Raw genomic sequence first — 26,164 nt, 5'->3', positions numbered from 1 at the left:
CCTTTCGTAGTCGGCCATCCGCTGCTCAACTACACGGGTCTTCCAAAGTCTCACAATCATTGAGCTATTCTCCGGTATGGCGGGACCCACATCACGCGCATCTTGTCGATCAGACTGAACGAGCTGAGCACCGTTCGCTGTCTGAGTTGCTTTCAAACCAACAAAAGTTGCCCATTAGCTACATGCAAGTCACGTCGAGTGGGCACCAGGTGACCTTTCTGGCACTCCGGGCGCTTTAAGTTCCCAGTGAATGAATTGCGATCTGATCAAAACTGATCAGATCAGAGGAGCTTGTTGGGAGGCAAAGTACTGTGGCTGGGTTCTCACAAGCTGTGACGCGTGCAGGAGGTGCTCATCCTGGTCTTCCACGTCTTGAGTCAGCAGGCTTCGATCTTTTCCAGACGTTCTCATCTGCGGCCAGATACGGCCGATGATGTTTCCCAATATGGCTTTTGCATATGTTCCAATCATTGCAGGTCTCCACGAGGCTCGAATAGACGAGCATCGCTTGTCAGGCCTCCAACGCAGGGAGGGTCAAGACATGGGCCGTTCAAAACTAGCGCCACAGGGCTCGTAAACCTTGCCACAGTGGGAGGGGAATTGACCCTGCCACAGTGGGAGCTCCGACAAAAAGGGTAGCCGTTGAACGTGTAGCGGCATGCCTCAACAAGGGAGCTTCCATTGATGTCAAAGTTCAAACCCGATCCCAAACGTTGGAAGGCGCTAGCGCTCCTCTGCGCAGCGCAGTTCATCGTTATCCTCGACACCTCCATCATCGGTGTTGCATTACCGACCATCCAAGCTGAGCTTGGTTTCACAGATGAAGGTCTGAGCTGGATCTTCAACGCATACGTAATCGCGTTCGGGGGCCTACTTCTATTCGGCGGAAAACTCGCCGACGTATTCGGCGCTCGCCGCATTTTCCTGTCCGGCTTCGGTATTATGACCGCCTCATCTCTTCTCGCTGGCTTGGCAGACAGTCAAAGCGTTCTGTTGACCGGGCGCGCGTTGCAGGGCGTGGGCGCTGCCTTGATTGCACCAGCAGCCTTGACCATCCTGATGCGTCTGTTCGGCCATAACCCGGCCGAACTCGGCAAGGCATTTGGATACTGGGGAGCATCGGCCGCAGCCGGAGGCACCGCCGGAGTTTTTCTCGGCGGCGTCATCACGGAATGGATGAGCTGGACGTGGACCTTCCTGGTGAACGTCCCTCTGGGCCTCGCGGTGTTGGCAGTGGGGCCGTCTCTTCTGCCATTTACAGCGACCGTCCGCAGCAAGCTCAAGATGCTGGACTCTGCACTGATAACGGCAGCGATTGCGATCGCAGTCTACGCCATTGTGACTGCCGAGCAGATTGGATGGTTGGTACCGCAAACTCTAACTCTGATCGGAAGCGCGATTGCGATGCTGATCGTCTTCACCGTCATGCAGGCAACTTCCAAAAACCCGCTGCTCCCACTCCGCCTATTCCGCGCGCCCGGTCTCGCTTCGGGGAATATGGCAATGGCGCTTCTAGGAGCTACGTGGATCCCGCTCTGGTTCTTCTTGAATCTTTATCTACAGTCGATTCTTGAATTGTCAGCGTTTGGATCGGGCCTCGCGCTCCTGCCGATGACACTGGTGATCATGCTCTTCATGGTGAAGCTGACAGGTCCACTAATTGCTCGCTTCGGCATCAAGTCTGTCATGGTCATCGGATTGATCGTGCTGAGCGGCGCTCTTAGCATGTTGTCAACAATTCCCGCTGATGGAAGCTATCTGGTCTCCGTTCTTCCCGCGACGTTGATTGCGGCGCTGGGAATGTCACTCGCCTACATCCCTGTGACAATGACGGGAATGGGCGGCGCTGCTCCAGAAGATACAGGATTGGCGTCGGGCCTGATCAATACCACCTACCAGGTGGGATCGGCCTTAGGCCTTGCGATCATGGTCTCGGTCGCTGCAGCTCAGTCATCCGGGGGGAATGGCGGGATGAACGCCCTCTTGGCCAGCTACAGTTCGGCCTTTGCCGGAGCCGCTTTGATCGCTCTTGCGGCATCCGTGTTCGCTTTGCTGTTCGTCAGGGGCAACGCAAAGCCAACAGACGTACCAGTGGCGTGATGAACCCAGCCGCCTCTGGCCTTCGAGCCAGAGGCGGCTCTCGTCCATCAATACAGATCTGCCAGAGCTCTAGTTTTCCGCAGCCGCACGTGAAAATACCTCTCGCTGGACGGGATCGTCGCAACGCGCTTGGGGATCAATGGAGACGTAGATAGCGTGCCCTGTGGCTCTAAACTCCGCCGAAGTCCGCTACTCGCAGACCAGGCTGTCGCGCAGTATCGCGACTGTTCGTGAACCCTAGTCCTCGCCATGCGCACCAGCGGGCATCAGCGATTTAACCAAAGCTGCCATCGAGGTTCTTCAGCCTGATTTGTTTCCATTTCAACCATGAAGTCAACGTGAGCAGAAAAGCTCGAGCATAAGGTTGTGTCTGGCAGGCATGGACACGTCGAGTTGCTGCGTCCGCATGTCCTTCATCGGCGCTGGACAACCCACCAAAAAGGGTCGTCATCGATCGCAGTTTTGGTCGGGGCGAGACTTTGGCTTCGACCGTGTGGCGCAAAAGGGAGTTGGCCATCCACCGATCCTGATCAATTGGGGATTGAAACGTCTGCACCAGACGACTTGGCGAATTAAACGCATACGCGATAGCCAATCCTTGAAAAAGCGGATTGCCATCGCCGAGTATATTCTAGAGCGAAGGTACGGCGAGTACGAGTGGCTCCAAGATAATGACATGCAGCGCCAATACCGCAGCGATTATTCCAGTCGCGATCGCCCCGTAGGCAAATAGCGTGGTTGTGAACCTTTTTAGAGTGGTTGGAGCTAATGCTGCTTCAAGTCGCCGACGGGCACGTTCAAAAGGAGCGTATGAAAGGCTCACCGCTCGAGCGCAATTACGTTCTTCAATCATTTTACGAATCCCCCGTCGGCTGTGGGCGCGGACCCGAGCACCGAGTTGCCCAGGTGCGCGGCTTCGCAATTCTAATCAAGACATGTCGCTGTGCGTCGTATGCGGCTACATCAACGACGACGATGGCGCGATCAAAGTGATCTGGCCAACTGTCATCGGTGATGCAGATCAAAAGAGACGAGGTTCAAAGACGAGCAACGCTCAATCCTGGATGCCTCTGAGGCAGCCCTCGCTTGGCAGTGGCAGTTGTTTTGCTTGGACGGTCGGAGCTCAAAGCAGCAAGGATCGAGCAATCTGGCCGTTGATCACCATGGCAGTGGTTCGCCATGGCTTGAAGGGTTGAAATCATCTCATCGAGTTCTTGCCGGCGTCGTACTAGCTCGGCTGCGTGAGCCAGAGCGAGAGATTTCACATCAGCACTTGATCGCGAACCATTCAACCACAGGCCCATGAGAGCTGCGATCTGCTTGACCTGGAATCCCAGATCACGAGCGCTTTTTATAAACCGTAGCATGGCAATGTGTTTTTCTGTGTAGACCCGATACCCGGAATGGGTTCGAAGGGCCGGGCGCACAAGCCCGATCTCCTCGTAGTACCTCAGCATTTTCACGGAGATACCAGTTGCTTTTGACGCTTCACCGATGTTCATCGCTACCTCCATTCATCTGAGTGCTACGGTAGGGCCATTGGTGCACCTTCCCACGATGGCAAGGTCAAGGCCTCCGTCAAAAGAATCTCGTCCTCGATACCAAGGCTGTCGGCCAGCACCCTCGTCTTCCACCCCACCGATTTCGACATCGCTTAACGCGACACTCCGCGGTGCTGGAGGCTTGACCTTCCCAACATGGGAGGCCTCACAAGTGGCATATCGTTAACATGACGAGGACGTAGCGATGATTTCGCTTTGCATCCATGGCGATGGAACTTGGTCTGCTTCTGAACTCGAATTGAGCATTTTCCTCTCCCAGTCGCTGACGCTGAGCGGGCGGGTCCGCTTCGGCAAAGAAAGCCTGGCCGACATTGCTCAGTTCTCTCTGCCCCTCTCTAAACCCTCAACGAAGCTGGAAGCGGTCGTTCTGCTTGCATCCCGCAGCGTGGGTCTGAAGCGCTGGGTCGAAAAGCCGATCGTTCTCTCTTCCGAGGCTCTGAACGATGAAGGAATGACCGTCAGGAACACACTCAGGATGACACCCTACTCATCAACCCACTTACGGCTCCAGGCACTGGAGCGAGCGGTGATGATTGAATGGGCGATGAACTCGACAGTTAGCCGGGCGGCCCCACGCATACGCCACAGTATTATGAGCGCCGGGCGGCCCAACGACCTGGCCTGAAATCAAAATGAATGGCTCGAAAGGAGACAGGTAATGAGCTGCGCAGTCACAGTGTATTCGATTCCTTATTGCCCAGAAAGCCGTGAGCTAAAGTCCTGGCTTCATTGGATTGGGGTGCCATTCTATGACCGAGACATAGGTGATCCGAACATAAAAGCTGAGGTCCACCAGCGCTTCGGCGCAACCGAGAGCCCTATTACAGAAATTGGTGATTGGGCGGTTCGTGGACGCTTCGCTGAGCAGATGCCTCAGATCGAAGCTCGCCTGCAGACAATAGGGGCATGGCCGTTCTGAGCGGCCCTATGATCGCCGAGGTCGGACGGTGTTCGTCCATCGTCTGATCGTCGGTCCTACGTTTGAAACAGAACAATCGATCTCGATAGACCAGCATTCGATAGCGATATTGCTGGCAAGAGACTTGGTCGAGGCCTTAGGCGGCACCGCTTAGCCAGCCCAATCTGCTGCCCGACGTGTCCTTCATATTGCTTGCTCAAGCTGCCAAGCCTCCAGGACACTGGACTTGTCAATTCTCACGCTTGTTTAAGAGTAGATACCCAATCCTGCTGTCTAAACGATTGGCATCCTGGACGATGCGCTCAATCATTGTGCGCACCTCATCGCTAACCCCAAACTCAGCCGGGAATGCAGACATCCGCACTGCGGCTTCATTATGCAAAAGCATATATCGGAGGAAACTGATTTCCGGATCACTCATAGTTTCGGGAGAGAGGTTGCTATGTGTCTCGCGGAGAATGTGCGAAAAGACGATGGCACGAAGTTGGGTGCCATTCGCTTTCTGATCTTCATTGATGAACGTATCTGATTGCTCCTCAGACGGAGACAGTTTTGCAGTCTGGTGTACACGTCCGAGTGCGGTTTCGAATGGCAGCGCCACTGCCAAGCAGTACCAGATTAGTGACCCACAACATGCGGACTTCAAGTTTTTGAGCATTGTGCTGTGTACCTTGACCGTAAGCTAGCTGGACAGTGCCTGTGACTGAGTAAAAGGCGCTGTCGATCGATGGTGTTCTTTTTGCCAGCGCGCTGCGACAGTTGCTCCCCTTCCAGATGGAACTGGCCCAACCGTCGCAGCGCGCTTGTTGGGCTAGCCTAGTGCCTGCTTCCTCGCCTCGGCATGGCTCCTGCGTTGAGCCAGCTTTCGGACGAGTACATAGAACACAGGGGTGAGGATCAGGCCGAAGATTGTCACACCGACCATCCCGGATAGGACTGCGATTCCCATCGCATTTCTCATTTCAGCGCCTGCCCCCGTTGCCACGACGAGGGGAACGACCCCTGCGATGAAGGCAAGAGAGGTCATAAGGATTGGTCGAAGACGCAGTCGGGCGGCCTCGAGTACAGCATCAAGAGTATCGATGCCCCTCTCCTCCTGCGCACGGGCAAATTCGACGATGAGAATCGCGTTTTTCGCGGCGAGGCCGACCAAAACGACGAACCCGATCTGGGTGAAGATGTTGTTGTCCCCGCTGGAGAGCCAGACACCCCCAATCGCTGAAAACAATGCCATTGGCGCGATCAACATAACCGCCAAAGGGAGCGACCAGCTATTGTATTGAGCCGCAAGGATCAGAAATGCCAAGAACACCGAGAGCGGGAAGATATAGGCGGCCGCATTGCCTGCCTGTTTCTCCTGATATGCTAGCTCAGTCCAATCGAATGTCATTCCCGGAGGGAGTGTTTCGTTCACAATCCGCTCGATCGCAGCAGTAGCTTGGCCGAACGAATACCCTGGCGCCGGGCCTCCGCTGATGTCTACAGACGGGAAGCCATTATAGTGCATGACCCGATCGGGACCGGAACTTTGCTCCATGGTCAGAAGCGAGGACAGCGGAATCATCGCGCCAGCCTCGTTGCGAACCTTCATACGACTGATGTCCTCAGGCTGCATACGATATGGCTCATCGGCCTGGACGATCACCCGATATGTCCTGCCAAAACGGTTGAAGTCATTGACGTAGAGAGAACCCAGATTGACCTGGAGCGTCTCGAAGATGCCGCCAAGTGCAACGCCTTGAGACTTGGCCTTGAGCCGATCGACATCCACTTGCAACTGCGGGGCATTTGTCTGGAAGCTTGCCAGCATCCCGGCAAGTTCCGGTGCCTTCATCGCTTTGGCCATGATTTCAGCCTGAACATCGGCGAGCGCTTGGTAGCCAAGCGACGCGCGATCCTCGATCTGGAGCTTGAAGCCACCCGTTGCACCCAAACCAGGGACAGGAGGAGGAGGAAACATGCCAACAAACCCATCTGGTATGTCACTGAACCTGCCCATGAGTCGGCCAGCAATTGCAAACGCCGACAATGACGGGTCCTTGCGCTCTTCAAACGGCTTGAGCATTGTGAACATCACTGCGGCGTTCGGTATGTTGACCATGCCGTTCACCGACAGGCCTGGAAACGCCACGACGCTTTCCACGCCGGGCTCAGACAGCGCGATATCCGTCATCTTCTTCACCACGGCTTCCGTCCGGTCGAGAGAAGAGCCAGGCGGGAGCTGTGCGATTCCCACCAGGAAGTACTTGTCTTGCGCGGGAACGAAGCCCCCAGGTACGCTTTGGAAGCCGACCCAAGTCAGCCCGACAAGTCCTCCATAAAGAAGAATAACAACCACACTCAGCCTGACTGCCCTGCGCACCGACCAGACATAGGCGTGAGAAGCCAGATCAAACGATCGGTTGAACAAGCGGAAGAACCAACCGAGTAATGTGTCGATTGTCCGTGTCAGCAAATCTCGACGTGCATCACCATGGTGCGGCTTCAACAGCATCCCCGCCAGCGCTGGCGACAGCGTTAGCGAATTTACAGCCGACAGAATTGTTGAGATTGCAATAGTTACCGCGAATTGTCGGTAGAACTCGCCTTGAAGACCGGACAGGAATGCGGACGGAATGAAGACCGCCGATAAGACCGATGTGATGGCAATGATCGGCCCGGTGACTTCGTCCATTGCTCGACGAGCTGCTTCCTTCGGCTCACATCCCAGGGCAATATGACGTTCCACATTTTCGACGACTACGATCGCATCATCGACAACGATACCTATTGAAAGTACCAATCCGAACAGGGACAGGGTGTTCAGCGAGAAACCGAGAAAGTACATGATGGCAAACGTGCCCACGAGTGAGATCGGCACAGCTACCAACGGTATGATCGAAGCTCTCCACGTCTGGAGAAACACGATGACAACGATGACGACCAGCACGATCGCCTCGATCAAGGTCACTGCAACGGCTTCAAGAGAGGCCTCTACAAACACTGTCGGATCGTAGGCGATACGGTATTCGATGCCTTCAGGAAATGTGCTCTGAAGATCTTCCATCGCGTTCCGGACCGAACTCGCTACTTCCAACGCATTCGCACCTGGACTTTGGACGATCTGAATTGCCACAGCAGGCTTGCCGTTGAGTAGGCTCCGGAGCGAATAAGAGTCCGATCCAAGTTCAACTCTGGCTAGGTCACCAAGCCGGACCATGCGCCCGTCTTTTCCAGATTTCACGACGATATTGCGGAACTCATCCTCGGTCGAAAGACGGCTGTCGGTGTTGAGCGTGACTTGTAGTGATGAGGATTCATTAGGCTGCTGGCCGACGGCGCCCGCGGCCACTCTTGCATTCTGCTCCTGGATCGCCTGCACTATGTCCGAAGCCGTGAGGCCTCTCGCAGCGACTTTCCCTGGATCAAGCCAGACCCGCATCGAGTATTCACCAGCCCCCCACACAAGCACATCACCGACTCCCGGCAGCCGAGCGAGGCGTTCGCGTACCTGCAAGTTGGCAAAGTTCGAAAGATGCAAAGGATCGTATCTATCACCAGGTGACACGAGATGGACGACCATCAATATGTCGGGCGACGTCTTCTGCGTCGTTACACCGATCTGCTGCACCTCTTTGGGCAACTTGGGAAGGGCTCGTGAAACCCGGTTTTGGACCTGAATCTGAGCAAGGTCCGGATCTGTCCCCTGCTGGAAAGTCACTGAGAGGGTCATGCGCCCGTCCGTGGCAGATTGAGAACTCATGTACAACATGCTCTCAACGCCATTGATGGCCTGCTCAAGTGGCGCGGCTACAGTTTCCGCGATCATCTGAGGATTGGCCCCGGGGTAAACTGCTGTAACCTGCACGGTTGGCGGAGAGACCTGAGGGTACTCGCTTAGCGGCAGCTTCAGTAGGGTCAGACCGCCTGCAATCAGCATCAACACAGAAAGAACGATCGCAAAAATCGGCCGATCCACAAAGAATCTAGGAAATCTCATAGCCGTGCCTCCTGCTGGGCGGCCGCGACCGGAAGCTCGCGGTTAGTGCCATCAACGGGCATATCGACGAGATTCGGAGTGACCTTCGCGCCCGGGCCAACCAAGCCTTTAAGAACGATCCTGTCGCCGTGTTTGAGGCCACTGGAAATTACGCGGAGTCCGCCTTGCTTCTGACCGAGTTCAACCGAGCGGTACTCAACTTCATTGGCTTCAGTAAGTGCCAGGACATACCGCCGCCCTTGCTCGACACCGACTGCTGATTCCGCGATGAGAATCGAGGGCGTGGGCAGGCCCGTGGCCATCTTGACCCGGGCATAAAGCCCCGGTGTCAGTCGACCTTCCCGATTGGAGACAGAGGCACGGGCGCGGATGGTCCCCGTCTCCTGATCAACCCTGTTCGAAAGGAATTCGAGAACACCGGAATGAGGAAAACCATCATCGTCTGCTAGGCCGATCTGGACTGCGAGCCCAAGCCCCTTAAAGCTATCCTTGGCACCAGTCCAGTTGGCAAGGTTCAGATAGGTCGCTTCATCAATGTCAAAGTAGACGTGCAAAACGTCGGTTGCGACGATTGTGGTCAGCAACGTGGCTGAACCCACGTCGCCACCCGATACAAGATTCCCTTCGTCAACAAGTACGCGGTCCACTCGCCCCGTAATGGGCGCTTCGACGCTCGCGAAGGACAAGTCGAGTTCCGCCGCGGCTACCGCAGCCTTTGCGCGGTCTACTTGAGTTGCCCGCTGACGTTCGAGAGCTGCGGCATCATCAAGAACTTTATCTGGCACCGACCCCTTTCGGGCAAGGACTTCGGCGCGTTTGCGCTCATCCTGCGCGTTCTCCATCAAGACAACGGCCTGTTGGAGATCGGCCCGAGCGGCGGCGAGCGCCACGTTGAACGGCCTGGGATCAATCTGGAACAGGGCTTGCCCCGCTTCCACGTTCTCTCCCTCAGGTACAGTTACGGCTTTGATCAAGCCACTAACACGAGGTCGGAGATAGACTGATTTTGAAGCCTCGAGAAAACCGGTAAACTCGGAGTATGGAGTAATCTGCTTAGCGACCACCTCGGCTACTTCGACCCTTGGGGGCGCAGCCTCTGTCGTTTGAGGGCCTGCATCTTGAGCTGCATTTGATACCCCAATGCCCAAGATATCATGGAGCGTTGATCGGAATTCCGTCCGTTGCAGCACGACGACTGAGACGCCGAGCAGCAACACAACAGCGAAGGATTTCATGATGTTCGTTTTCATAGTGCTTCACCCTGAAAAGTGATGCGCCATGTTTTCCGGGCGCATCGAATTCACCTTTGCTGAAGGTGCTCCATCCAATGATGGAAGGGTCAAGACCGCCGCAGCCTCTTTTCAAAGAGCAGACGGCGCACATTCCAAATTGCTAGGACTGTTGAAAAATCTCTGGGCTACAGCGCCTCAAAGCATCGATCGTGGTCGCTGTTGTTTTGGCTGCCGTTGGCGACCTTGGACTGGCCCCTGAGCGCTTAACGGCGCCTCGCAAAGGTTGACCGGATGGTCCGCTATACGGTACCGCTCGATTTCAGCCAAACGGCAACAATGAAGGCGCACAGGCGACATTAGGCCAACATTGAGGCATGTCCGTTTTCGGGCAACTTATCGGATGACCTCCATGTCCGAAATGAGGGCGCACAGCGGACCCGCGAAAATGCTCACCTGACCTCCGGCTTGACGCTCTTAAGCGGAAATTATTGCCGCTCTCCCGCCATGTTGACGTCGGCCCAAAGCCAGGGCACAAAGATGGCATCCACGGTCGCTCGCGACAGGAAAACAGAGGAAAATCAAAGGATATTTTTCTAAGCCTTTGAAATCATCGCCTTCTCAACAACTTGAGCAATCCTGGCTGCTGTTCGTCAGGGATCCGTGGTGCCGAAACGGGTCTCGCTAAAATTGGCTGGGGACCTTCGCAGCGTGCGGTATATCCATAGCCTTGTTGTCTTTTCCGGCCACAATCTTGCTCAACGATAGTGAACACGCGGGGGCCCACCGCTTGCGCAATTGATATCAGATGGCCGTTTTGCGGTGAACGGGCAGCGAAAATGTAAATGTCGTTCCAACGCTCGCCCCAGTAGCGTTCATCACGCCGTCATGCGCATCGATGATGGATTTGCAGATCGCAAGGCCCATGCCCATCCCTGAAGCTTTGGTCGTAAACATGGGTTCGAAGATCTGAGATGCGATCTCTGGGGGGATCCCGCTGCCGAAGTCTCGTACCGTCACCACGATCTCGGTTTCGGTATATGTCGAGGCAATCTCGATCTTGCGTCTTTGGCGAGGAAGTTCGTTCATCGCTTCCATACCGTTGTGTACGAGATTCAACACCACCTGCTTGAGCTGCGTCGCATCGCCCAGCACGGTGGCTTCGTCCGCGGAAAGGTCGAGACTGATTTCAGTGCCATGGCGCTCGACCTCGGATCGTGCGATGCGCAACACTTCCAGAATGACCTCGTTGACGTCGACAATCTCCTCGACCTTCGGGGCCTGCTTGGAGAGAGCCCGCAAAGCGCGGATGATGTCATGAGCACGCGAGACGCTGGTCTCGATTTCGGTCAGCACGCTCAGCGTTTCGGCAATGTCCGGTTCCGCGCGGCTCAGCCAGCGGAGGCCGGCACCGGCGTTTGAGGCAATCGCAGACAGAGGTTGGCCGAGCTCATGCGTGACAGAGGCGGCGATGCCGCCGAGCAGCGTCAGGCGGGCGTTCTTCTCGAGTTCGGCTCTGGCACCGGCAAGCGCCTGCTCGCTGCGTGCGCGAAGCTCGTTTTCCTGCAGCAGCCTGGTGTAGAGCCTGGCGTTTTCCAGAGAGATTGCCGCTTGAGAGGCCAGGAGCTTGAGGAGCGCCACGGTGTCAGCAGCAAAAACACCCTCCAGATAGTCATTCTGAAGGCAGAGCAGGCCCGTCAGTTCGCCACGACGCAGAAGCGGCACGCAGAGGATCGAGCGCCCGGTGGCGGATTGTTTGTCGGCGGCCCAGGCTCCGAAGTCGGAGCCGGAAATCACGAATGGGGTTCGCGTCTGTAGGGCGCGGTCGATCACCGAATAGGGTGGGCTCAGGCCATAGCGATCCGGATTTATGGTGCTGACGCGCACGCTGTCGCCTTCGGTCCAGGCGGACGCCTCTGCCTCCAGCTTGCCATCAGCGATCTTCAGCAACAGCCCCCGATTGGCGCCGGCATGCACCAGCATTCGTGTCATCAGAGTTTCGATCACCCGGTCTAGAACGATCTCTTCCGAAAGCGCCAGCGAGGTCCCGAGGACTGTCTCAAGATCGCCGGAGGCCGAAGCCAGGCCAGATGCAGCAGCCGGACGCCGCTCTGAATCGACGGCAAAAGATGTCCTGAGGCTTCTAGCCTTCCGTCCTGCACCCCAACGCTCATAAGCTTCCGAGGCAAGCGACAGATAGGCATTGGCACTGATGCGATTGCCCATCTCCAGGCAGCAGGCCCCGGCGCGCTCAAGCGCCAGCGCGTGCTCATGCTCGAAGCGCGAGGAGCGGGCAGCGGCGGCGGCTTTTTCGTAGAGGACAAGCGCCTCTGCGTAACTTCCGTTTCTGCGGGCAATCTCGGCATCGAGGAGCAGCAGCTTGTCGGCAAAGTTCAAGGGATTGAGGTCTGCCCAGAGCGCAAGACGGGAGCGGACTTCGTCGAGACGGGCATCGTCGGTTCTTTCTGCGGATGCGTCTCGTGCGCGGGCGGCAAGAGCGAGGCCGAGATAGAACTTGCAGAAACCCGTATCGATATGGGCCAGCAGGAAGATGCTCAATGCGTCGGCGGCCATCAGCTTGTCGACCGCTTCCGGATAGGCTCCGTTGTAGTAGAGCGAGGTACCTTCATAGAAGGCAACCCAGAAAGCCGTGGTCGGCGATACCACGGGGGCCGTCTGCACGAGACTTTCTGACGACTGGACATAGCCCTGTCCTTCGGCGAGGTCGACGACCAGACGGAGCTGCGCTGCCAGAATATGCTCGATGTCGGTGTAACCAAAGCGCCGGGTAACCGCGATAGACTCTTCCGCTTCGCGCCGGATCTTCGGGATTTCCTCGCCCATCGCAATCAGGTCGGAAACAAGGTGATTGCGTGCATAACACACCCAGCCAACATCGCCCGCCGCATGGGCCGCATCGAGCGCTTCGCGCACGCGTTCCAGGGCATAGGGCATCGAGCGGGTCCAAGGCGAGACCTGGTCAACGGCAAGCAGGACAGAGGTCCGATGCTCCTCAAAGCCGTATTTGTCGAGAAGTGCGCGGCCGGCGAGGCCGAAGCTCAGACCGTCGGCATAGGCGTCGTATTTGTCGGAGATCATGGCGCCGAACCAGGCAAGGCCATGGGTGGATTCCGGGCTGGCGCCATGATCGAGTGTGAGCTCGACCATTTTGGCGAGATGCAGGAAACGCAGCCCATCCGTCGTGAAAACCGATGAGATCAGTGGTGCCAGCAGCGACATAGCGGCCCTGATGCGCGGATCCTCCGTGAGAGGCATGTGTTCGAGGTCGGAAATCTGCCTCCCGTCCAGTCGCCGCCGGATGGCGCGATAGGCATCATCCTGCTCCGCTTCGCTCGACCCGCGCGCGAGCTTCACGCCGAGTTCGTCGAGACCCAGCAACGCTTCGTCGATTGCGCCATCGTAATCGGATTTCAGCGTCAGCAGGTTGGCGCGAAGGCGGAAGACAGCGCTTCTGTCGAGTGCGGATCGCGCGTATGGCAGGAGCTCGTTGAGCCGGCGTTCTGCGGCTTCGAGCGAGGCAGATCCCAGTAAAGCCTCACACAGTTGCGTATGCGCGCGGAATGAGAGGCCGTAGTCGTCTGTCCAAAGGTCCTCCCGGATCAACTTGACCGCCGTCTCGCCGTAGCGGACCGCCTGACCAAAGGCTGCGGAACGTCTTGCATGAGCGAGAGCGGCCAGAAGCGCCTCGATAAACGGCTTTCGCATTTCGAGCGGCAGATCTTCGGCCCGAGATTGCTCGATCTGGTTGGCGATGGCGAAGGCCGCAGCATTGGTGCCACTGTCCCACATCGCCATCATCACCGCGACCAGATGACGATGGCGGTCGCGCCTCGTCGCCTCGTCCATCAGGGAATAGGCGGCCTCCTGGATACGGTCATGGGCGAAGCTGAGTTTGGCAGGCGACAGCACGACAAAGCCCGAACGCCCCAGAGGGGCGGCAAGTTGCTGTAGGTTTTCTTCGGACAGGCCAAGCGCCCGGGCAAGGACGGCCTTTTCTGCTTCCGGACCGATGCAGGCCATCGTCTGTAGAAGACCGAGTGCCTCCGGCCCCTCCTTCTCAAGACGGGCCGTCACGAAGGAGATGATGTTTTCGCTCGCCGGATAACGAGCCACGTCTTCGACCCGGCACAGCCAGGCCTTCTCGGCCGGCGAGAAATAGACGACGCCATCCTGAACGAGTGCCTGCAGCAGTCTTCGAAGATAGAAGGGATTTCCTCCTGTCTTCTCATGCAGCGTCTCGGCCAGATTAGACAGACCGTCCGGGGCATCCGAAAAAATCGTTTCGAGCATCTGCCGTGTGGACTGGAGAGAGAGCGGTCGCAGATAAAGCTCTGCCAGCTCAGCCATCGAAACGCGTGCCTCTGCCATCAAGCGGTCGGACAGGGCTTGGGCTTCGCCGGACTGCTCGCGCCGGGCAACGATCAGAAGAAGCCCCGTGACCGGCTCGTTGACCAGAACCGACAGGAAGGAGCGGGTAGCTTCATCAGCCCACTGGACATCGTCGAGAAACAGCACCATCGGGCTGATCGTCGCTGCCGCGACCGATAGCACCGTGCGCAAGGCCCGCTGCAAGCGGAGTTGGACCATTGGCCCCGGTATCTCGATCCGGCTCGCTTGGGGTCCGGTCAGAATTTCCACGGCTGGCAGGAGATCGACCAGCAAGGATGCATTGCCCTGAAGCTCGCGGGCGAGTGCTTTTCGAAGTGATGCAAGGGTCACATGATCCGCGCGGACGGCTTCGTCGATGAAGGCGCTGATTGCCTGCACGATGGGACCATAAGGGACTTCCGACTGATGCTGGTCGCTCTTGCCCTGGATGAAAAGGGCCCTTTCACCGGCGATCTTAGCAAGGCTCTGGACGAGGCTCGACTTGCCGACGCCGGGTTGGCCATGCACCGATATCATCGACGGCTTGCCATGAACCAGGAACCGATTGAGTACATTGCCGAGGATCTGTTCCTCGTCGCCACGGCCGAAGAGCCAAGAGGTCAAGAGCTGTGCGAAAGGCGCGTCGACGCGTCCGATCTCGAATTGGCTGATCGCGCCGTTCTCGCGCCATTCCTGATCGCAGCGCGCCAGGTCAAGCTCCAGCGCCAAAGCGGACTGGTAGCGAGCAGCCGGCTCTTTCGCGAGTAGCCGCTTGAGAATCTGCCCAATCACCGGCGGCAGATCTGCGAACATGCTGCTGGCATCCATGGGTGCCAGTGCCAGATGAGCGTGACGCCATTCGACCGGCGAGTTGGCTGCCAGCGGGAAGATGCCTGTCAGATGCCTGAAGAGGATCATGCCGAGCGCGTAAAGGTCGCTCCTGCTGTCGCACTGCGGTGCAACCGGTCGCAACTGCTCCGGCGCCCGGTAGATGATCTCGTCGATCACGCCGAGTGTCTGGGAGGAGGCCGAGGCGGGCATTGCTCGCAAACGGATCGTACCCTTTTGATCGATGGCAAAATCGATCGGATGCAGAGAGCCGAGCGGTGCGCCATCAGCATGGGCTGCGGCAAGCGCCCGAACCATGGATAGCGCCCGTGGCAGGAACTCCTGCAGCGGAACGGGCGAAGGTGACAACAATCCAAGCAAGATGCTTTGTGTATCGAAGACAAGTACCCGGTGTTCGTCTTCTTCGAGAATGGCGGCGGGGGTATCGAGCCAGATCTCGGCATTTGCATAGCGGCGCAGGCGCAGGTCGGCCTGAGGCGAGCGCACCGGCTCCCTGGATCGGGGGAGAAAGAGCGCATCCCATTCGCCATCGTCTTGCGACAGACGATAGAAGCTTGCTCCGGCAGACTGCCAGACAAGAGTTTGATTGCAGGCTCGAAGCCACGCTCGATCGAACATTCCGCTATCTCTGGCTACTTGGAGCATGGTCATAACCCGACGTGGTTGCCCATTGTGCTGTCGTAACATCGACGAGCCAAGACTGTCTTTGCCCCACGTGCTGTCGTAAAGGCCGAGTTTGCTGCGAATGCGAAAACTTGGCATTGCGGACAGCAAATCGGAGTTTTATGATAAATGCTTATAGAGGGGCAAAGGCGCATGTCGTCACTACACGATCATGGCATTTTCAAATTCCCTCAGGCGGGTGTCATCAACTCTTCTGTGGATCGGCGGTGGCGTAATCTGGGCGCGGAGGTGCGTGCGCATCCAGCCTGCGAAATACCCGACATTTGCAGCACCCAGATGGAGATCACCCTGGCTCTCCAGGGAACGCCGACGGGCTTCGTGCATCGCCGGGGTGACGGTCGATTTCAGTCGACGGCGGTCCGCAGCGGCACGCTTTGGTTCTGCCCGATCGGTGTCCAGGAAGATTCCATCCGGATCACCGAGGCATTGCCCGAGATCCTGCATCTCTATCTACCCGAGCACCAGTTCGCCACGGTCGGTGAGCTGACATCGCAGCCCGTCGCATCCGGCGACATCGCTTATCTGGCAGACGTAGCCGATGAATTTGTCCGGCAGATCTGTGTGCGCGTCCTTCAAGAAATGCGCCACGAAACGGCAGCCGGGGACCTGCTCGTCGAACAACTCTCCATGGCGCTTACTCTGCATCTTCTCTCGCGTTATTCGGGAAACAGCCTCGCAGTCACGTCAGCAGACGTGAACGGCGCCTTGAGCCCGGCCAGACGAAACAGGGTCATCGACTATGTCGAGGAAAACCTGGAAGCCGATCTGACTGTGGCGGAGCTTGCCGAAGTCGCTTGCCTAAGCCGCTATCATTTTGCCCGGTCATTCAAGGCAGCGCTCGGGCAGTCCCCGTCGGAGTACGTGGCCAATCGACGGCTGCTGCTTGGGCAGCAACTCCTGGAAGACCCGACCCTCTCGCTTGCGGAAATCGCTTTCCGTTGCCGCTTCTCCTCGCAGGCCGCTTTCGGGCGCGCGTTCCGGCGCCATACCGGCATGTCCCCCGGCGACTATCGCCGGCACAGGAACTGAACGCGCTGCCGTTCCCGAGCCCATAGCGTCAAGGACAACCGCTGGAGATCAGCGAAACGTCCAAAACGGCTGAGTAACCGACAAGAGACCGACGGCGCTCCACGGCATTCTCTCCTCGTCACTGCTTCTCCCAAGCACCGAGGAAACGAAAATGACCATTCAAGCCAAAGCCGCCCCTGGCGCGAAACTCCTGAACGCCGCCGATCACACGCTGATCATGATCGACTTTCAGTCCCAGATGGCCTTTGCCACCAAAAGCATTGATGCCGTCAACCTGCGCACCAATGCAGCGCTTGTTGCCAATGCCGCGAAGACCTTCAACGTTTCGACCATCCTCACCACCGTCGCGGAGAAGAGCTTCTCCGGCCCTATGTTCGACGAGATCACCAGCACCTTCTCCGGTCAGCCGATGCTCGACCGCACCTCGATGAACACCTGGGAAGACGCGGCTGTGATTGCCGATGTCAACCGGATCGCCAAGAAGCGCATCGTGCTTTGTGGCCTCTGGACGAGCGTGTGCATCGTCGGCCCGGCTCTCTCAGCGCTCGACCAGGGTTTCGAGGTCTACGTGATCGCCGACGCCTGCGGCGATGTCAGCACGGAGGCGCATGACCGCGCCATGGACCGCATGGTGCAGGCCGGCGCCCAGCCGATGACCTCGCTCCAGTATCTCCTTGAACTGCAGCGCGACTGGGCTCGGGCTGAAACCTACGAGGCAACCACCGGCATCGCGAAGAAGCTCGGCGGCGCTTACGGCCTCGGCGTCACCTACGCCAAGACGATGTTTAACGCAGCCGAAGGTCACTGACCGCGTCCCCGCCGGTCGTTCCGCGTCCCGCCTCCCAACCGGAACGACCAACCACGCCTGGCGCGGCTCCCCTCCCGCGCCAGGCGTAGGTGGACGACACGTTCGCAGCACCACCGCATGCATTCGATCTCACGCCGAAAGGAAACGGTGATGAAACTCTATCTCATCTCACTCGCAGCAGGGCTGCTCGTCGGCGTGATCTACGGGGTCCTCAACGTGCGCTCCCCTGCCCCGCCTGTTATCGCGTTGGTCGGCCTGCTCGGCATCCTCATCGGCGAGCAGATCGTGCCACTCGCCAGAGGCGCTCTCGTTCGGCAGCCGATCACGACATCGCTCCCGAAGCACAGTGAAACGCGGACGACGACCGACCTCAGTGAGCCCCGCAGGCCGCAGGACCGGGCGGGCTGAGCTCCTCGCCCGCATACCGAAGCCCTCCCAATTCAGAAGGAACACTGTGATGGATGCCGACCTCATCCTCTACCATGGACTCGTGACCACGCTTGACCGCTCCAATCCGTCGGCGACGGCGATTGCAATCAAGGACGGCAAATTTCTCGCTGTCGGCAGCGACGCCGAGATCATGAAGCTTGCCGGTGCACAGACGAAGACCGTCGATCTACGCGGCAAACGCGTCCTGCCCGGCCTCAACGACAACCACACCCATGTCGTCCGCGGCGGGCTGAACTTCAACATGGAACTGCGCTGGGACGGTATCCGCTCACTGGCCGACGCCATGGACATGCTGCGGCGCCAGGTGGCAGTGACGCCTGCACCCCAATGGGTGCGGGTGATCGGCGGTTTCACCGAGCATCAGTTCGTCGAGAAGCGGCTGCCGACGATCGACGAGATCAATGCGATCGCGCCAGACACGCCCGTCTTCCTGCTGCATCTCTATGATCGCGCGCTCCTCAATGCCGCCGCCGTTCGCGCTGTCGGCTTCACCAAGGATACCAAGGATCCGCAGGGTGGCGAGATCACGCGCGATGCGGCGGGCAATCCGACCGGGTTGCTGCTCGCCAAACCCAATGCTGGTATTCTCTATGCGACGCTCGCCAAGGGACCGAAGCTTCCCTTCGACTACCAGGTAAACTCAACGCGCCATTTCATGCGTGAGCTCAACCGACTGGGCGTAACGGCCGTGATCGATGCCGGCGGCGGTTTTCAGAACTATCCGGATGATTATGCCGTCATCCAGAAGCTGGCGGACGAGGACCTGCTGACGGTTCGGCTCGCCTACAATCTCTTCACCCAGAAGCCGAAGGAGGAGAAGGAAGACTTTCTCCGCTGGACCTCCTCGGTCACCTACAAGCAGGGCACCGACTACTTCCGCCACAATGGTGCTGGCGAGATGCTGGTCTTCTCCGCCGCCGATTTTGAGGATTTCCGCCAGCCACGTCCGGACATGCCGCCGGAGATGGAAGGCGATCTTGAAGAGGTGGTGCGGGTGCTTGCGCAGAACCGCTGGCCCTGGCGCATGCATGCGACCTATGACGAGACCATCTCGCGGGCGCTCGACGTCTTTGAAAAGGTCAACCGCGATACGCCGCTGGATGGCATCAACTGGTTCTTCGACCATGCGGAAACAATTTCCGATCGTTCGATCGACCGCGTGGCGGCTCTCGGTGGCGGCGTCGCGGTGCAGCACCGCATGGCCTATCAGGGCGAGTATTTCGTCGAGCGATACGGACATGGTGCCGCCGAAGCAACGCCGCCGATTGCCAAGATGCTCGATCGCGGCGTGCATGTTTCGGCGGGCACGGATGCGACCCGTGTTGCCTCCTACAACCCTTGGGTCTCGCTCTCCTGGATGATCACAGGCAAGACCGTGGGCGGCATGAACCTCTACCCTCGGCAGAACTGCCTGGACCGGGAAACGGCGCTTCGCATGTGGACCGAGAAGGTCCAGTGGTTCAGCAATGAGGAGGGCCGCAAGGGCCGCATCGAGGCCGGTCAGTTCGCCGACCTGATCGTCCCGAGCAAGGACTACTTTTCCTGCCCGGAGGACGAGATCTCCTTCCTGACCTCCGACCTCACCATCGTGGGCGGTAAGGTCGTCTACGGCGCCGGTGACTTCAGCGGCATTGATGCGCCGCCCCTTCCTCCTGCCATGCCCGACTGGTCGCCGGTCAGAACCTTCGGGGGCTATGCCGGCTGGGGCGAGCCGCAAGGGGCTGGCAAGAACTCGCTGCGCCGCCATGCGATCTCATCCTGCGGCTGCGCCAATGACTGCGGCCTGCATGGTCACGACCATGCCGGCGCCTGGACCTCCAGCCTGCCCATCAGCGATCTCAAGGGCTTTTTCGGTGCGCTCGGCTGCTCCTGCTGGGCCGTTTAGGAGAGAAGACGATGACAACAATCACACGTTTTGAACAGACCACTCCGCCGGCGCGTCGCGATGCGCTCAACGGGTCGACGGCAAAGGTCCTGATGCTGAGCGGGCTTTGCTCGGCCTATATCCAGGGTGCTTTGACGAAGCTCTTCGACTTCGAGGGCGCCATTCAGGAAATGACCCATTTTGGCCTCCTGCCCGCGCCCCTCTTCGCGGCCGGCGTGATTGGCTTCGAGCTCGTGACATCCGCCATGGTGATTACGGGCTTTCAACGCTGCGCCGGAGCCCTGGCGCTGGCTGCCTTCACGCTCGCGGCGACCTTCATCGCCCTGCAGTTTTGGACGATGCCGGAGGGTCCGGCACGCACGGGCGCGACCAATGCCTTCTTCGAGCATCTCGGCCTGGTCGCCGCCTTCCTTCTCGTCGCCGGCATGGATGTGAGCGGCCAAACGTCCAAAAAACCGGCCTAGGCGACAAGAGCGCCGTGCACCCAAGCCTTAGTCTCGGATCATCCAATCAGCAGGAACCAAGTGATGGATCAGAAACACGAATTCCTCTTGTCCCGGCGGCAGGCACTGCTCGCGGGCGCCACCCTTTCGCTGGCAACGACGCTCCCGGTCTTTGCCTCGGAAACCCTCAACGCACTTCAACAGGAAGGAACGATACCAATGACCGAGAATTATGTGACCACCAAAGACGGCGTCGACATCTTCTACAAGGACTGGGGTCCGAAGGATGCGCAGCCCATCGTCTTCCATCACGGCTGGCCGCTGTCGTCCGACGACTGGGACGCGCAGATGCTGTTCTTCCTCCTGAACGGCTACCGCGTCGTGGCTCATGACCGCCGTGGCCATGGCCGCTCGCAGCAGGTGAGCGAAGGTCACGATCTCGACCACTATGCTGCCGATGCCTCGGCCGTTTTCGAAAAGCTCGATCTGCGCAATGCGGTCCATATCGGCCATTCCACCGGTGGCGGCGAAGTGGCGCGTTATGTCGCGAACTTCGGCGAACCGCAGGGCCGTGTGGCGAAAGCCGTCCTGGTCGCGGCCATCCCGCCGATCATGGTGAAGACGGAAGCCTATCCGGGCGGTCTGCCGATCGAAGTGTTCGATGGTTTCCGTGCAGCACTTGCCGCCAACCGTGCGCAGTTCTTCCGCGATGTGCCGGCTGGCCCCTTCTACGGTTTTAACCGTGATGGTGCGACCGTACATGAAGGCGTGATCCAGAATTGGTGGCGCCAGGGCATGATGGGCGGCGCCAAGGCCCATTACGATGGCATCAAGGCCTTCTCGGAAACCGACCAGACCGAGGACCTGAAGAATATCTCGGTGCCGACGCTGGTGATGCATGGCGACGACGATCAGATCGTGCCGATCGCCGCATCTGCCGAGATCTCGGTCAAGCTTCTCAAGAACGGCACGCTGAAGGTCTACAAGGGCTTTTCGCACGGCATGCTGACCGTCAACGCCGACGTCATCAACCCGGACCTTCTGGCCTTCGTGAAGAGCTGAGCCGGATTGTGCCTCCCAGGCCGCCGCCTGACCCGCGGCGGCCTTCGTGTATCTACACCCTGCCCGTTTCGCAGCAGGTCTCTCCGTCGCACCGAACCTTTGAGAGGTGATCGTCATGACCCAAGTGCAGCCTGACAAAGCGGAGGCCGGCAGTGCGCTCGCTCCGTTCCACCATATGGCCTTCGCTGTCCTCTGGACCGCAACCGTCATCGGCAATACCGGCACCTATATGCGAGACGTCGCGAGTGCCTGGCTCGTCGCCGATCTCTCAGCCTCTCCGGGTGCCGTGGGCCTGATCCAGGCCGCAGGGACACTGCCGATCTTCCTGCTGGCGCTGCCAGCGGGCGTACTGGCCGACATTCTCGATCGGCGCAAACTGCTGATGGCGATGCAGGTCGTGCTGCTGGCGGTCAGCCTCGCCCTGACGCTGCTCGCCTGGCGCGGGCTGATCACCGTCGAGCTCCTAATCGGCCTGACCCTTGTCGGCGGAACGGCCGCAGCCATTGCCGGTCCCGCGTGGCAATCGATGGTGCCGGATCTCGTTCCGAGATCCCAGTTGCGCAACGCGATCGCGCTGAACTCCGTCGGGATCAATGTATCACGGTCGATCGGCCCTGCGATCGGCGGCATCCTGCTCGGCGCCTTCGGTGCGGCCATTGCCTACGCAGCGGATCTTGCCACCTACCTCTTCGTGATCGGCGCGCTTCTCTGGTGGCAAAGCCCACGGGCCGAGGGCAGCCATATCCCCGAGCACTTTTTCGGCGCCTTCCGCGCGGGGCTGCGCTATGCCCGTTCAAGCCGCAAGCTGCATGTGGTGCTGTTGAGGGCTGGTGTCTATTTCATCTTTGCCAGCGCCACCTGGGCGCTTCTCCCCCTCGTCGCCAAGGATCTGCTCGGCGGCGGAGCGAGTTTCTTCGGTCTGCTGCTCGGCTCGGTCGGTGCCGGGGCCATCGGTGGAGCAACCATCCTGCCGAGACTGCGCAACCGTCTCAGTTCCGATGCCATTCTCCTGGGATCTGCGATCCTCAGCGCCGGCGTCATGGTCGCTCTCACCTTCGCACCACCGCAATGGGTGGCCTTCGTCTGCCTCTTTTTGCTGGGCAGCGCGTGGATAGCGGCGCTCACTGTCCTCAATGGCGTTGCCCAGGCAGTGCTGCCCAACTGGGTGCGCGGACGTGCACTCGCGGTCTACCTCACCGTCTTCAACGGGGCGATGACGGTGGGCAGCATCGCCTGGGGCATCACGGCCGAGTCGATGGGACTAACCACGACGCTGCTGATTGCGGCTGCCGGCCTGACTTTGACATCACTTCATATGCATCGGCTGAAACTACCTTTGGGTGAAGATGATCTCTCCGCTTCCCACCACTGGCCCGAACCTATCGTGGCGGATAGCGTTGCCCATGATGAGGGTCCCGTCATGGTGCAGATCGAGTACACGGTTACCGCAGCCGATCGCCCCGCATTCCTGCGAGCGCTCAACCTCCATGCCGAAGCGCGGCGGAGAGACGGCGCCTATCTGTGGGGCGTGAGCGAGGATGCGGCAAAGCCCGAGCAGATCGTTGAATGGTTCTTCGTCGAGTCCTGGGCCGAGCATCTACGACAGCATGAACGCGCATCGCATGCGGACGCCGAGATCCACGGCCAGCTCATCGGCTATCACCAAGGCCAGGAGCGACCGACGGTACGGCACCTCATAGCCATTTCGGCGAGAACTCGGGATGTAAAATAGGCCAAAAGGCGGGGCGCTTCGGCGCCTCGTCAGGTCTGTGGCTGGACGCTGATCGCTCGCTCGATGCAGGCGATCAGGGTTTCCGCCTGATAGGGCTTCTGAAGCACGCAGACGGGCGCCTCGATATGCTGGCGGACGGGCGCGTCAGCAAAGGCGGTGATGAAGATGACCGGGACAGGGTCTTGGCGTTGCCTGAGCGCTGCGAAGAGTTCGATCCCGCTCATGCCCGGCATCTGGACATCGGAGATCAGGCAGGCCGAGCGGCCGTTGCTGGGCGAATGGAGGAAATCTTCAGCGGAAGAATAGGTCGCGACGTCGAAGCCGCAGGATCGCAAGAGGCTGCTCGTAGCACGAAGGACTTCGACCTCGTCGTCGATCACTGAAATCAGCCTGGGAGCATGCACCTTGATCTGCCAATCTCCGGTCGCCGCCGGGTTCACCTTGCATGCCTTAATAGACGTATTTCATAACTTTATCGACTATACCTGAGTTTATCGGCCCGCCGGTGTCCCCTGATTTCGCGCAATGGCCTCCGACATCTTCACCAGATCGGCAAAGGTTCTCGCCATCATCTTGCGCATGATCTTGCCGCGATGGATCTTGACGGTGATCTCGCTGAGATCGAGCTCGCCGGCAATCTGCTTATTCATCAGGCCGCTTGTCGCCATTTCCATGATCTGGCGCTCGCGCGGGGTGAGCGAGGAAAACCGCTCCTTCAGTTCCGCCTCGAGCTTGGTCTCGCCCTTGGCCGCAGCCCGGGTCAGGCAGGCGGCGGCGACAGCGTCGAGCATATCCTGATCCCGGAAGGGTTTCGGCAAAAAGTCTGCGGCTCCAGCCTTCATGGCCCTTACCGACATCGGTATATCGCCATGGCCGGTCACGAAAACGATCGGGATCTCGACGCCCATTTCAGAGAGCTTCTGCTGGAAATCGAGGCCACTGGTGAATGGCAGACGCACATCCAGGATCAGGCAATCGGCCTCTTCCAGGGATTGCACGTCGCGGCACAGATCAAGCGGCGTGGCATAGCCCTTCACCCGATAGCCAACCGAGCGCAGCAGGCTATCGACAGAACTGCGGACGATTTGCTCGTCATCGACGACCAGAACGAGAGGGCTCACGGACATCCTTCGCCTTCCAGGGATTTTAAGTGTTCAGCTTGTTTAAAACCCGCACCGATGATCCGGCAACTATACGTGTGTATGCGAGGCTAGCACTGCAGTCTGACGTCGATCAATTCCCGTACAATTTCTTTGAATCACCGTTCGCATGAAGATCTCCCCATACACCAGAACCAATAGGGATCGTCATGTCAGCACTACCGTTTCAGATCGACGACAGCCTTCACCGAGCGCCTATTGACGCGGTTTCGCTTTCGTCACAGCACCACCAGCTTACCCGCCTGCTTGCCCATGCCATGTCCCTCGTTGAGCAAAACGAGGACACTGCGATGGATCTCATCCGGAAAGCTTCCGCCCTTGTCGGCAGCCCTGATTTGCCCGACAACCCTGTGCCCTGGACCCGTGGCGGGTTGGCTCCCTGGCAGGTCGGTCGGGTCAAGCGGCATATCGACAAAGAGCTTGCCGGACGCATTGGTATCGATGAGCTGGCCCAGATCACGCGCCTGAGTACCAGCTATTTTTCTGCCGCCTTTCGTGCCAGCTTCGGGACATCCCCGCACGACTATATCTGCCGGCGGCGCATCGATCATGCAAAGCAGTTGATGCTCACCACCGACACGCCGCTATGCGAAATTGCGCTTGATTGCGGCTTCGCCGACCAGTCCCATCTCTGCCGCGTCTTCCGCCGCATTACGGGTCAGACCCCAGCCGCATGGCGGCGCAATGGGCGGATCGCCTGAGACGGCATCCGCTCTGCTGGTCTGCCTATCCTGTTGCACGGGGCCTTGCGTGCGACGACGCCCTTATCCTTTAGAGTGCCGAAGGCGCCTTCCGCCCTGATCGCGCGCTTCGTGCGCGATACCGCCAAGCGGCAAAGCCTCGACATCCGAAAATCTCCAAGCCTTGCCCGCAGCAGAATGCGCCACAGTGTCTGGCAGCAGGTTCTGCTGTTCGGCGTAATGATGCTGATCGGCGCATAGAACAACGGGACCGAAGCCGATCGTGGCACGGTCCCGTTCTTAATATCTGGCTGTGAGCCTGAACGCACCTGTTTCCGATGCGCTCCTTACGTGTTGCGACCGATCTCGAAGAGGAACCAGACTCGCTGTTCGCCCTCGTCAATCCACTGTTCAAGCAGGCTGGTTGAGGCAACATCGCCATGCTCGGCACAGAGCCCATGCGTCTGGCGGGCAAAGGACACGAAACGCTCGTTGTCGTCCCGGAGCTCGGCCAGCATATCCTGCGGTGTTACATAGGCCGCATCGTTGTCCAGCAACCGCTGGAGCCTGGCGATATGGCCGCTGGAGCGGATTGTTGTGCCGCCGAGCTTGCGGACCCGCTCGGCGATCGCATCGGTCATAGCGAAGATCTGGCCTGCCTGCTCATCGAGGAGCAGGTGATAGTCGCGGAAGGACGGCCCACTCATGTGCCAGTGGAAGTTCTTGGTCTTGAAATAGAGCGCGAAGGTATCGGCAAGCAGGCCGGTGAGCGCGGCCGATATGTCGTTCACGGCTTCGGGTGAAAATCGAGACGGGGTATTGAGCGCGGCCTTGCGGCGCGCCTCGACTGCGAGAGGCTCCATGGGTCATCTCCTGTTGGCTATGCGGTGGATGCAAGGTCTCTGACCGACGCCTCCGGCGCCGGCCCTGTCCCGCACGCCAAGTCTACGCCGCCCCCGGAAACCAGCCCATCAGCCGCTGGTATGCTCGCCCCTATACATCGGGATGGTGTGGGGTGATTGGCGCGGGCTGACCGTTCGCCATCGCAGGCCTCTCGCATTCGGGGTATGAGGGGACGCCACACCCTCTTCGGCATGCGACCCTCCGCGATCACCACCTTGACCCAAACCTTGGGTCATCCCCGCCCTGCCTTCGGCATGGCTGCAACATACCAATGTTGGTGACGCGCGAACTCAGGTTCAAT

At 59.0% G+C, this 26,164-nt stretch carries 21 protein-coding genes; 12 read left to right on the top strand and 9 right to left on the bottom strand.

Features of this window, described 5'->3' with window-relative positions:
- Positions 1-684 precede the first annotated feature (684 nt).
- Complete coding sequence (locus M1E12_RS01475) at positions 685-2,100, top strand: MFS transporter (protein WP_479563488.1); 1,416 nt, start codon at positions 685-687, stop codon at positions 2,098-2,100.
- 274 nt (positions 2,101-2,374) lie between these two features.
- On the opposite strand, the gene M1E12_RS01470 is transcribed toward M1E12_RS01475, so the two are convergent.
- Together M1E12_RS01470 and cueR are read right to left on the bottom strand one after the other, a co-directional pair.
- Positions 2,375-2,617 (bottom strand): hypothetical protein, encoded by a 243-nt coding sequence (locus M1E12_RS01470; RefSeq protein WP_479563487.1) that lies wholly within the window; start codon positions 2,615-2,617, stop codon positions 2,375-2,377.
- Positions 2,618-3,137: 520 nt separating this feature from the next.
- Positions 3,138-3,602 carry a Cu(I)-responsive transcriptional regulator gene (cueR, locus tag M1E12_RS01465; protein ID WP_479563486.1) on the bottom strand — a complete coding sequence of 155 codons (465 nt, stop codon included), beginning with the start codon at positions 3,600-3,602 and terminating at the stop codon, positions 3,138-3,140.
- Positions 3,603-3,846: 244 nt separating this feature from the next.
- On the opposite strand from cueR, the gene M1E12_RS01460 reads away from it, so the two are divergent.
- Complete coding sequence (locus M1E12_RS01460) at positions 3,847-4,287, top strand: hypothetical protein (protein ID WP_479563485.1); 441 nt, start codon at positions 3,847-3,849, stop codon at positions 4,285-4,287.
- Between the two features lie 33 nt (positions 4,288-4,320).
- Positions 4,321-4,581 carry a glutaredoxin family protein gene (locus M1E12_RS01455; RefSeq protein ID WP_479563484.1) on the top strand — a complete coding sequence of 87 codons (261 nt, stop codon included), beginning with the start codon at positions 4,321-4,323 and terminating at the stop codon, positions 4,579-4,581.
- Between the two features lie 229 nt (positions 4,582-4,810).
- Here M1E12_RS01455 and M1E12_RS01450 read toward each other — a convergent pair whose 3' ends face one another.
- The 4 genes from M1E12_RS01450 to M1E12_RS01435 form a co-directional block, all read right to left on the bottom strand.
- On the bottom strand, positions 4,811-5,188 hold the full coding sequence (locus M1E12_RS01450; RefSeq protein WP_479563483.1) for a hypothetical protein: 378 nt from the start codon (positions 5,186-5,188) through the stop codon (positions 4,811-4,813).
- 204 nt (positions 5,189-5,392) lie between these two features.
- Entirely contained in the window at positions 5,393-8,560 is a 3,168-nt protein-coding gene (locus M1E12_RS01445) for an efflux RND transporter permease subunit (protein ID WP_479563482.1), read from the bottom strand.
- Positions 8,557-9,810, bottom strand: coding sequence for an efflux RND transporter periplasmic adaptor subunit (locus M1E12_RS01440; protein WP_479563481.1), 1,254 nt, complete (start codon positions 9,808-9,810; stop codon positions 8,557-8,559). Before M1E12_RS01440 ends, M1E12_RS01445 begins: the two co-directional genes overlap by 4 nt.
- 783 nt (positions 9,811-10,593) lie before the next feature.
- Positions 10,594-15,645, bottom strand: coding sequence for a trifunctional serine/threonine-protein kinase/ATP-binding protein/sensor histidine kinase (locus M1E12_RS01435; protein WP_479563480.1), 5,052 nt, complete (start codon positions 15,643-15,645; stop codon positions 10,594-10,596).
- A gap of 342 nt (positions 15,646-15,987) precedes the next feature.
- On the opposite strand from M1E12_RS01435, the gene M1E12_RS01430 reads away from it, so the two are divergent.
- The 7 genes from M1E12_RS01430 to M1E12_RS01400 all read left to right on the top strand — a co-directional run bounded on the left by M1E12_RS01430 (position 15,988) and on the right by M1E12_RS01400 (position 23,120).
- Entirely contained in the window at positions 15,988-16,740 is a 753-nt protein-coding gene (locus tag M1E12_RS01430) for a helix-turn-helix domain-containing protein (RefSeq protein WP_245407899.1), read from the top strand.
- Positions 16,741-16,891: 151 nt separating this feature from the next.
- The gene (locus tag M1E12_RS01425) at positions 16,892-17,548 is read left to right on the top strand and encodes a hydrolase (RefSeq protein WP_479563479.1); all 657 of its coding nucleotides are present in this window, start codon (positions 16,892-16,894) and stop codon (positions 17,546-17,548) included.
- A 150-nt stretch (positions 17,549-17,698) separates the two neighbouring features.
- On the top strand, positions 17,699-17,956 hold the full coding sequence (locus M1E12_RS01420; protein WP_102019293.1) for a XapX domain-containing protein: 258 nt from the start codon (positions 17,699-17,701) through the stop codon (positions 17,954-17,956).
- A 49-nt stretch (positions 17,957-18,005) separates the two neighbouring features.
- The gene (locus tag M1E12_RS01415; RefSeq protein WP_479563478.1) at positions 18,006-19,883 is read left to right on the top strand and encodes an amidohydrolase; all 1,878 of its coding nucleotides are present in this window, start codon (positions 18,006-18,008) and stop codon (positions 19,881-19,883) included.
- Between the two features lie 11 nt (positions 19,884-19,894).
- Entirely contained in the window at positions 19,895-20,347 is a 453-nt protein-coding gene (locus tag M1E12_RS01410) for a DoxX family protein (RefSeq protein WP_479563477.1), read from the top strand.
- A 63-nt stretch (positions 20,348-20,410) separates the two neighbouring features.
- Entirely contained in the window at positions 20,411-21,388 is a 978-nt protein-coding gene (locus M1E12_RS01405; RefSeq protein WP_479563476.1) for an alpha/beta fold hydrolase, read from the top strand.
- 115 nt (positions 21,389-21,503) lie between these two features.
- Complete coding sequence (locus tag M1E12_RS01400) at positions 21,504-23,120, top strand: MFS transporter (protein WP_479563475.1); 1,617 nt, start codon at positions 21,504-21,506, stop codon at positions 23,118-23,120.
- Between the two features lie 29 nt (positions 23,121-23,149).
- On the opposite strand, the gene M1E12_RS01395 is transcribed toward M1E12_RS01400, so the two are convergent.
- Both M1E12_RS01395 and M1E12_RS01390 read right to left on the bottom strand, forming a co-directional pair.
- Positions 23,150-23,524, bottom strand: coding sequence for a response regulator transcription factor (locus tag M1E12_RS01395; RefSeq protein ID WP_479563474.1), 375 nt, complete (start codon positions 23,522-23,524; stop codon positions 23,150-23,152).
- An 87-nt stretch (positions 23,525-23,611) separates the two neighbouring features.
- Entirely contained in the window at positions 23,612-24,247 is a 636-nt protein-coding gene (locus tag M1E12_RS01390; RefSeq protein WP_479563473.1) for a response regulator transcription factor, read from the bottom strand.
- Positions 24,248-24,570: 323 nt separating this feature from the next.
- On the opposite strand from M1E12_RS01390, the gene M1E12_RS01385 reads away from it, so the two are divergent.
- Together M1E12_RS01385 and M1E12_RS01380 are read left to right on the top strand one after the other, a co-directional pair.
- Positions 24,571-24,981: a helix-turn-helix domain-containing protein gene (locus M1E12_RS01385; protein WP_479563472.1), complete on the top strand. Its 411-nt coding sequence runs from the start codon at positions 24,571-24,573 to the stop codon at positions 24,979-24,981.
- A 45-nt stretch (positions 24,982-25,026) separates the two neighbouring features.
- Positions 25,027-25,221, top strand: coding sequence for a hypothetical protein (locus tag M1E12_RS01380; RefSeq protein ID WP_479563471.1), 195 nt, complete (start codon positions 25,027-25,029; stop codon positions 25,219-25,221).
- Between the two features lie 86 nt (positions 25,222-25,307).
- On the opposite strand, the gene M1E12_RS01375 is transcribed toward M1E12_RS01380, so the two are convergent.
- Positions 25,308-25,823 (bottom strand): Dps family protein, encoded by a 516-nt coding sequence (locus M1E12_RS01375; protein WP_479563470.1) that lies wholly within the window; start codon positions 25,821-25,823, stop codon positions 25,308-25,310.
- Positions 25,824-26,164: the final 341 nt, after the last annotated feature.

The organism is Rhizobium sp. K33 (assembly GCF_056501445.1).
The sequence above is the reverse complement of the archived record's forward strand: the minus strand, read 5'-3'. Positions and strand labels throughout refer to the sequence as shown.

What these genes read in the sequence shown, in the direction of transcription:
- M1E12_RS01475 (WP_479563488.1), top strand. Translation starts at nt 685, where the DNA reads ATGTCAAAGTTCAAACCCGATCCCAAACGTTGGAAGGCGCTAGCGCTC.
- M1E12_RS01470 (WP_479563487.1), bottom strand. Translation starts at nt 2,617, where the DNA reads ATGGCCAACTCCCTTTTGCGCCACACGGTCGAAGCCAAAGTCTCGCCC.
- cueR (WP_479563486.1), bottom strand. Translation starts at nt 3,602, where the DNA reads ATGAACATCGGTGAAGCGTCAAAAGCAACTGGTATCTCCGTGAAAATG.
- M1E12_RS01460 (WP_479563485.1), top strand. Translation starts at nt 3,847, where the DNA reads ATGATTTCGCTTTGCATCCATGGCGATGGAACTTGGTCTGCTTCTGAA.
- M1E12_RS01455 (WP_479563484.1), top strand. Translation starts at nt 4,321, where the DNA reads ATGAGCTGCGCAGTCACAGTGTATTCGATTCCTTATTGCCCAGAAAGC.
- M1E12_RS01445 (WP_479563482.1), bottom strand. Translation starts at nt 8,560, where the DNA reads ATGAGATTTCCTAGATTCTTTGTGGATCGGCCGATTTTTGCGATCGTT.
- M1E12_RS01440 (WP_479563481.1), bottom strand. Translation starts at nt 9,810, where the DNA reads ATGAAAACGAACATCATGAAATCCTTCGCTGTTGTGTTGCTGCTCGGC.
- M1E12_RS01435 (WP_479563480.1), bottom strand. Translation starts at nt 15,645, where the DNA reads ATGTTCGATCGAGCGTGGCTTCGAGCCTGCAATCAAACTCTTGTCTGG.
- M1E12_RS01430 (WP_245407899.1), top strand. Translation starts at nt 15,988, where the DNA reads ATGGAGATCACCCTGGCTCTCCAGGGAACGCCGACGGGCTTCGTGCAT.
- M1E12_RS01425 (WP_479563479.1), top strand. Translation starts at nt 16,892, where the DNA reads ATGACCATTCAAGCCAAAGCCGCCCCTGGCGCGAAACTCCTGAACGCC.
- M1E12_RS01420 (WP_102019293.1), top strand. Translation starts at nt 17,699, where the DNA reads ATGAAACTCTATCTCATCTCACTCGCAGCAGGGCTGCTCGTCGGCGTG.
- M1E12_RS01415 (WP_479563478.1), top strand. Translation starts at nt 18,006, where the DNA reads ATGGATGCCGACCTCATCCTCTACCATGGACTCGTGACCACGCTTGAC.
- M1E12_RS01410 (WP_479563477.1), top strand. Translation starts at nt 19,895, where the DNA reads ATGACAACAATCACACGTTTTGAACAGACCACTCCGCCGGCGCGTCGC.
- M1E12_RS01405 (WP_479563476.1), top strand. Translation starts at nt 20,411, where the DNA reads ATGGATCAGAAACACGAATTCCTCTTGTCCCGGCGGCAGGCACTGCTC.
- M1E12_RS01400 (WP_479563475.1), top strand. Translation starts at nt 21,504, where the DNA reads ATGACCCAAGTGCAGCCTGACAAAGCGGAGGCCGGCAGTGCGCTCGCT.
- M1E12_RS01390 (WP_479563473.1), bottom strand. Translation starts at nt 24,247, where the DNA reads ATGTCCGTGAGCCCTCTCGTTCTGGTCGTCGATGACGAGCAAATCGTC.
- M1E12_RS01385 (WP_479563472.1), top strand. Translation starts at nt 24,571, where the DNA reads ATGGATCTCATCCGGAAAGCTTCCGCCCTTGTCGGCAGCCCTGATTTG.
- M1E12_RS01375 (WP_479563470.1), bottom strand. Translation starts at nt 25,823, where the DNA reads ATGGAGCCTCTCGCAGTCGAGGCGCGCCGCAAGGCCGCGCTCAATACC.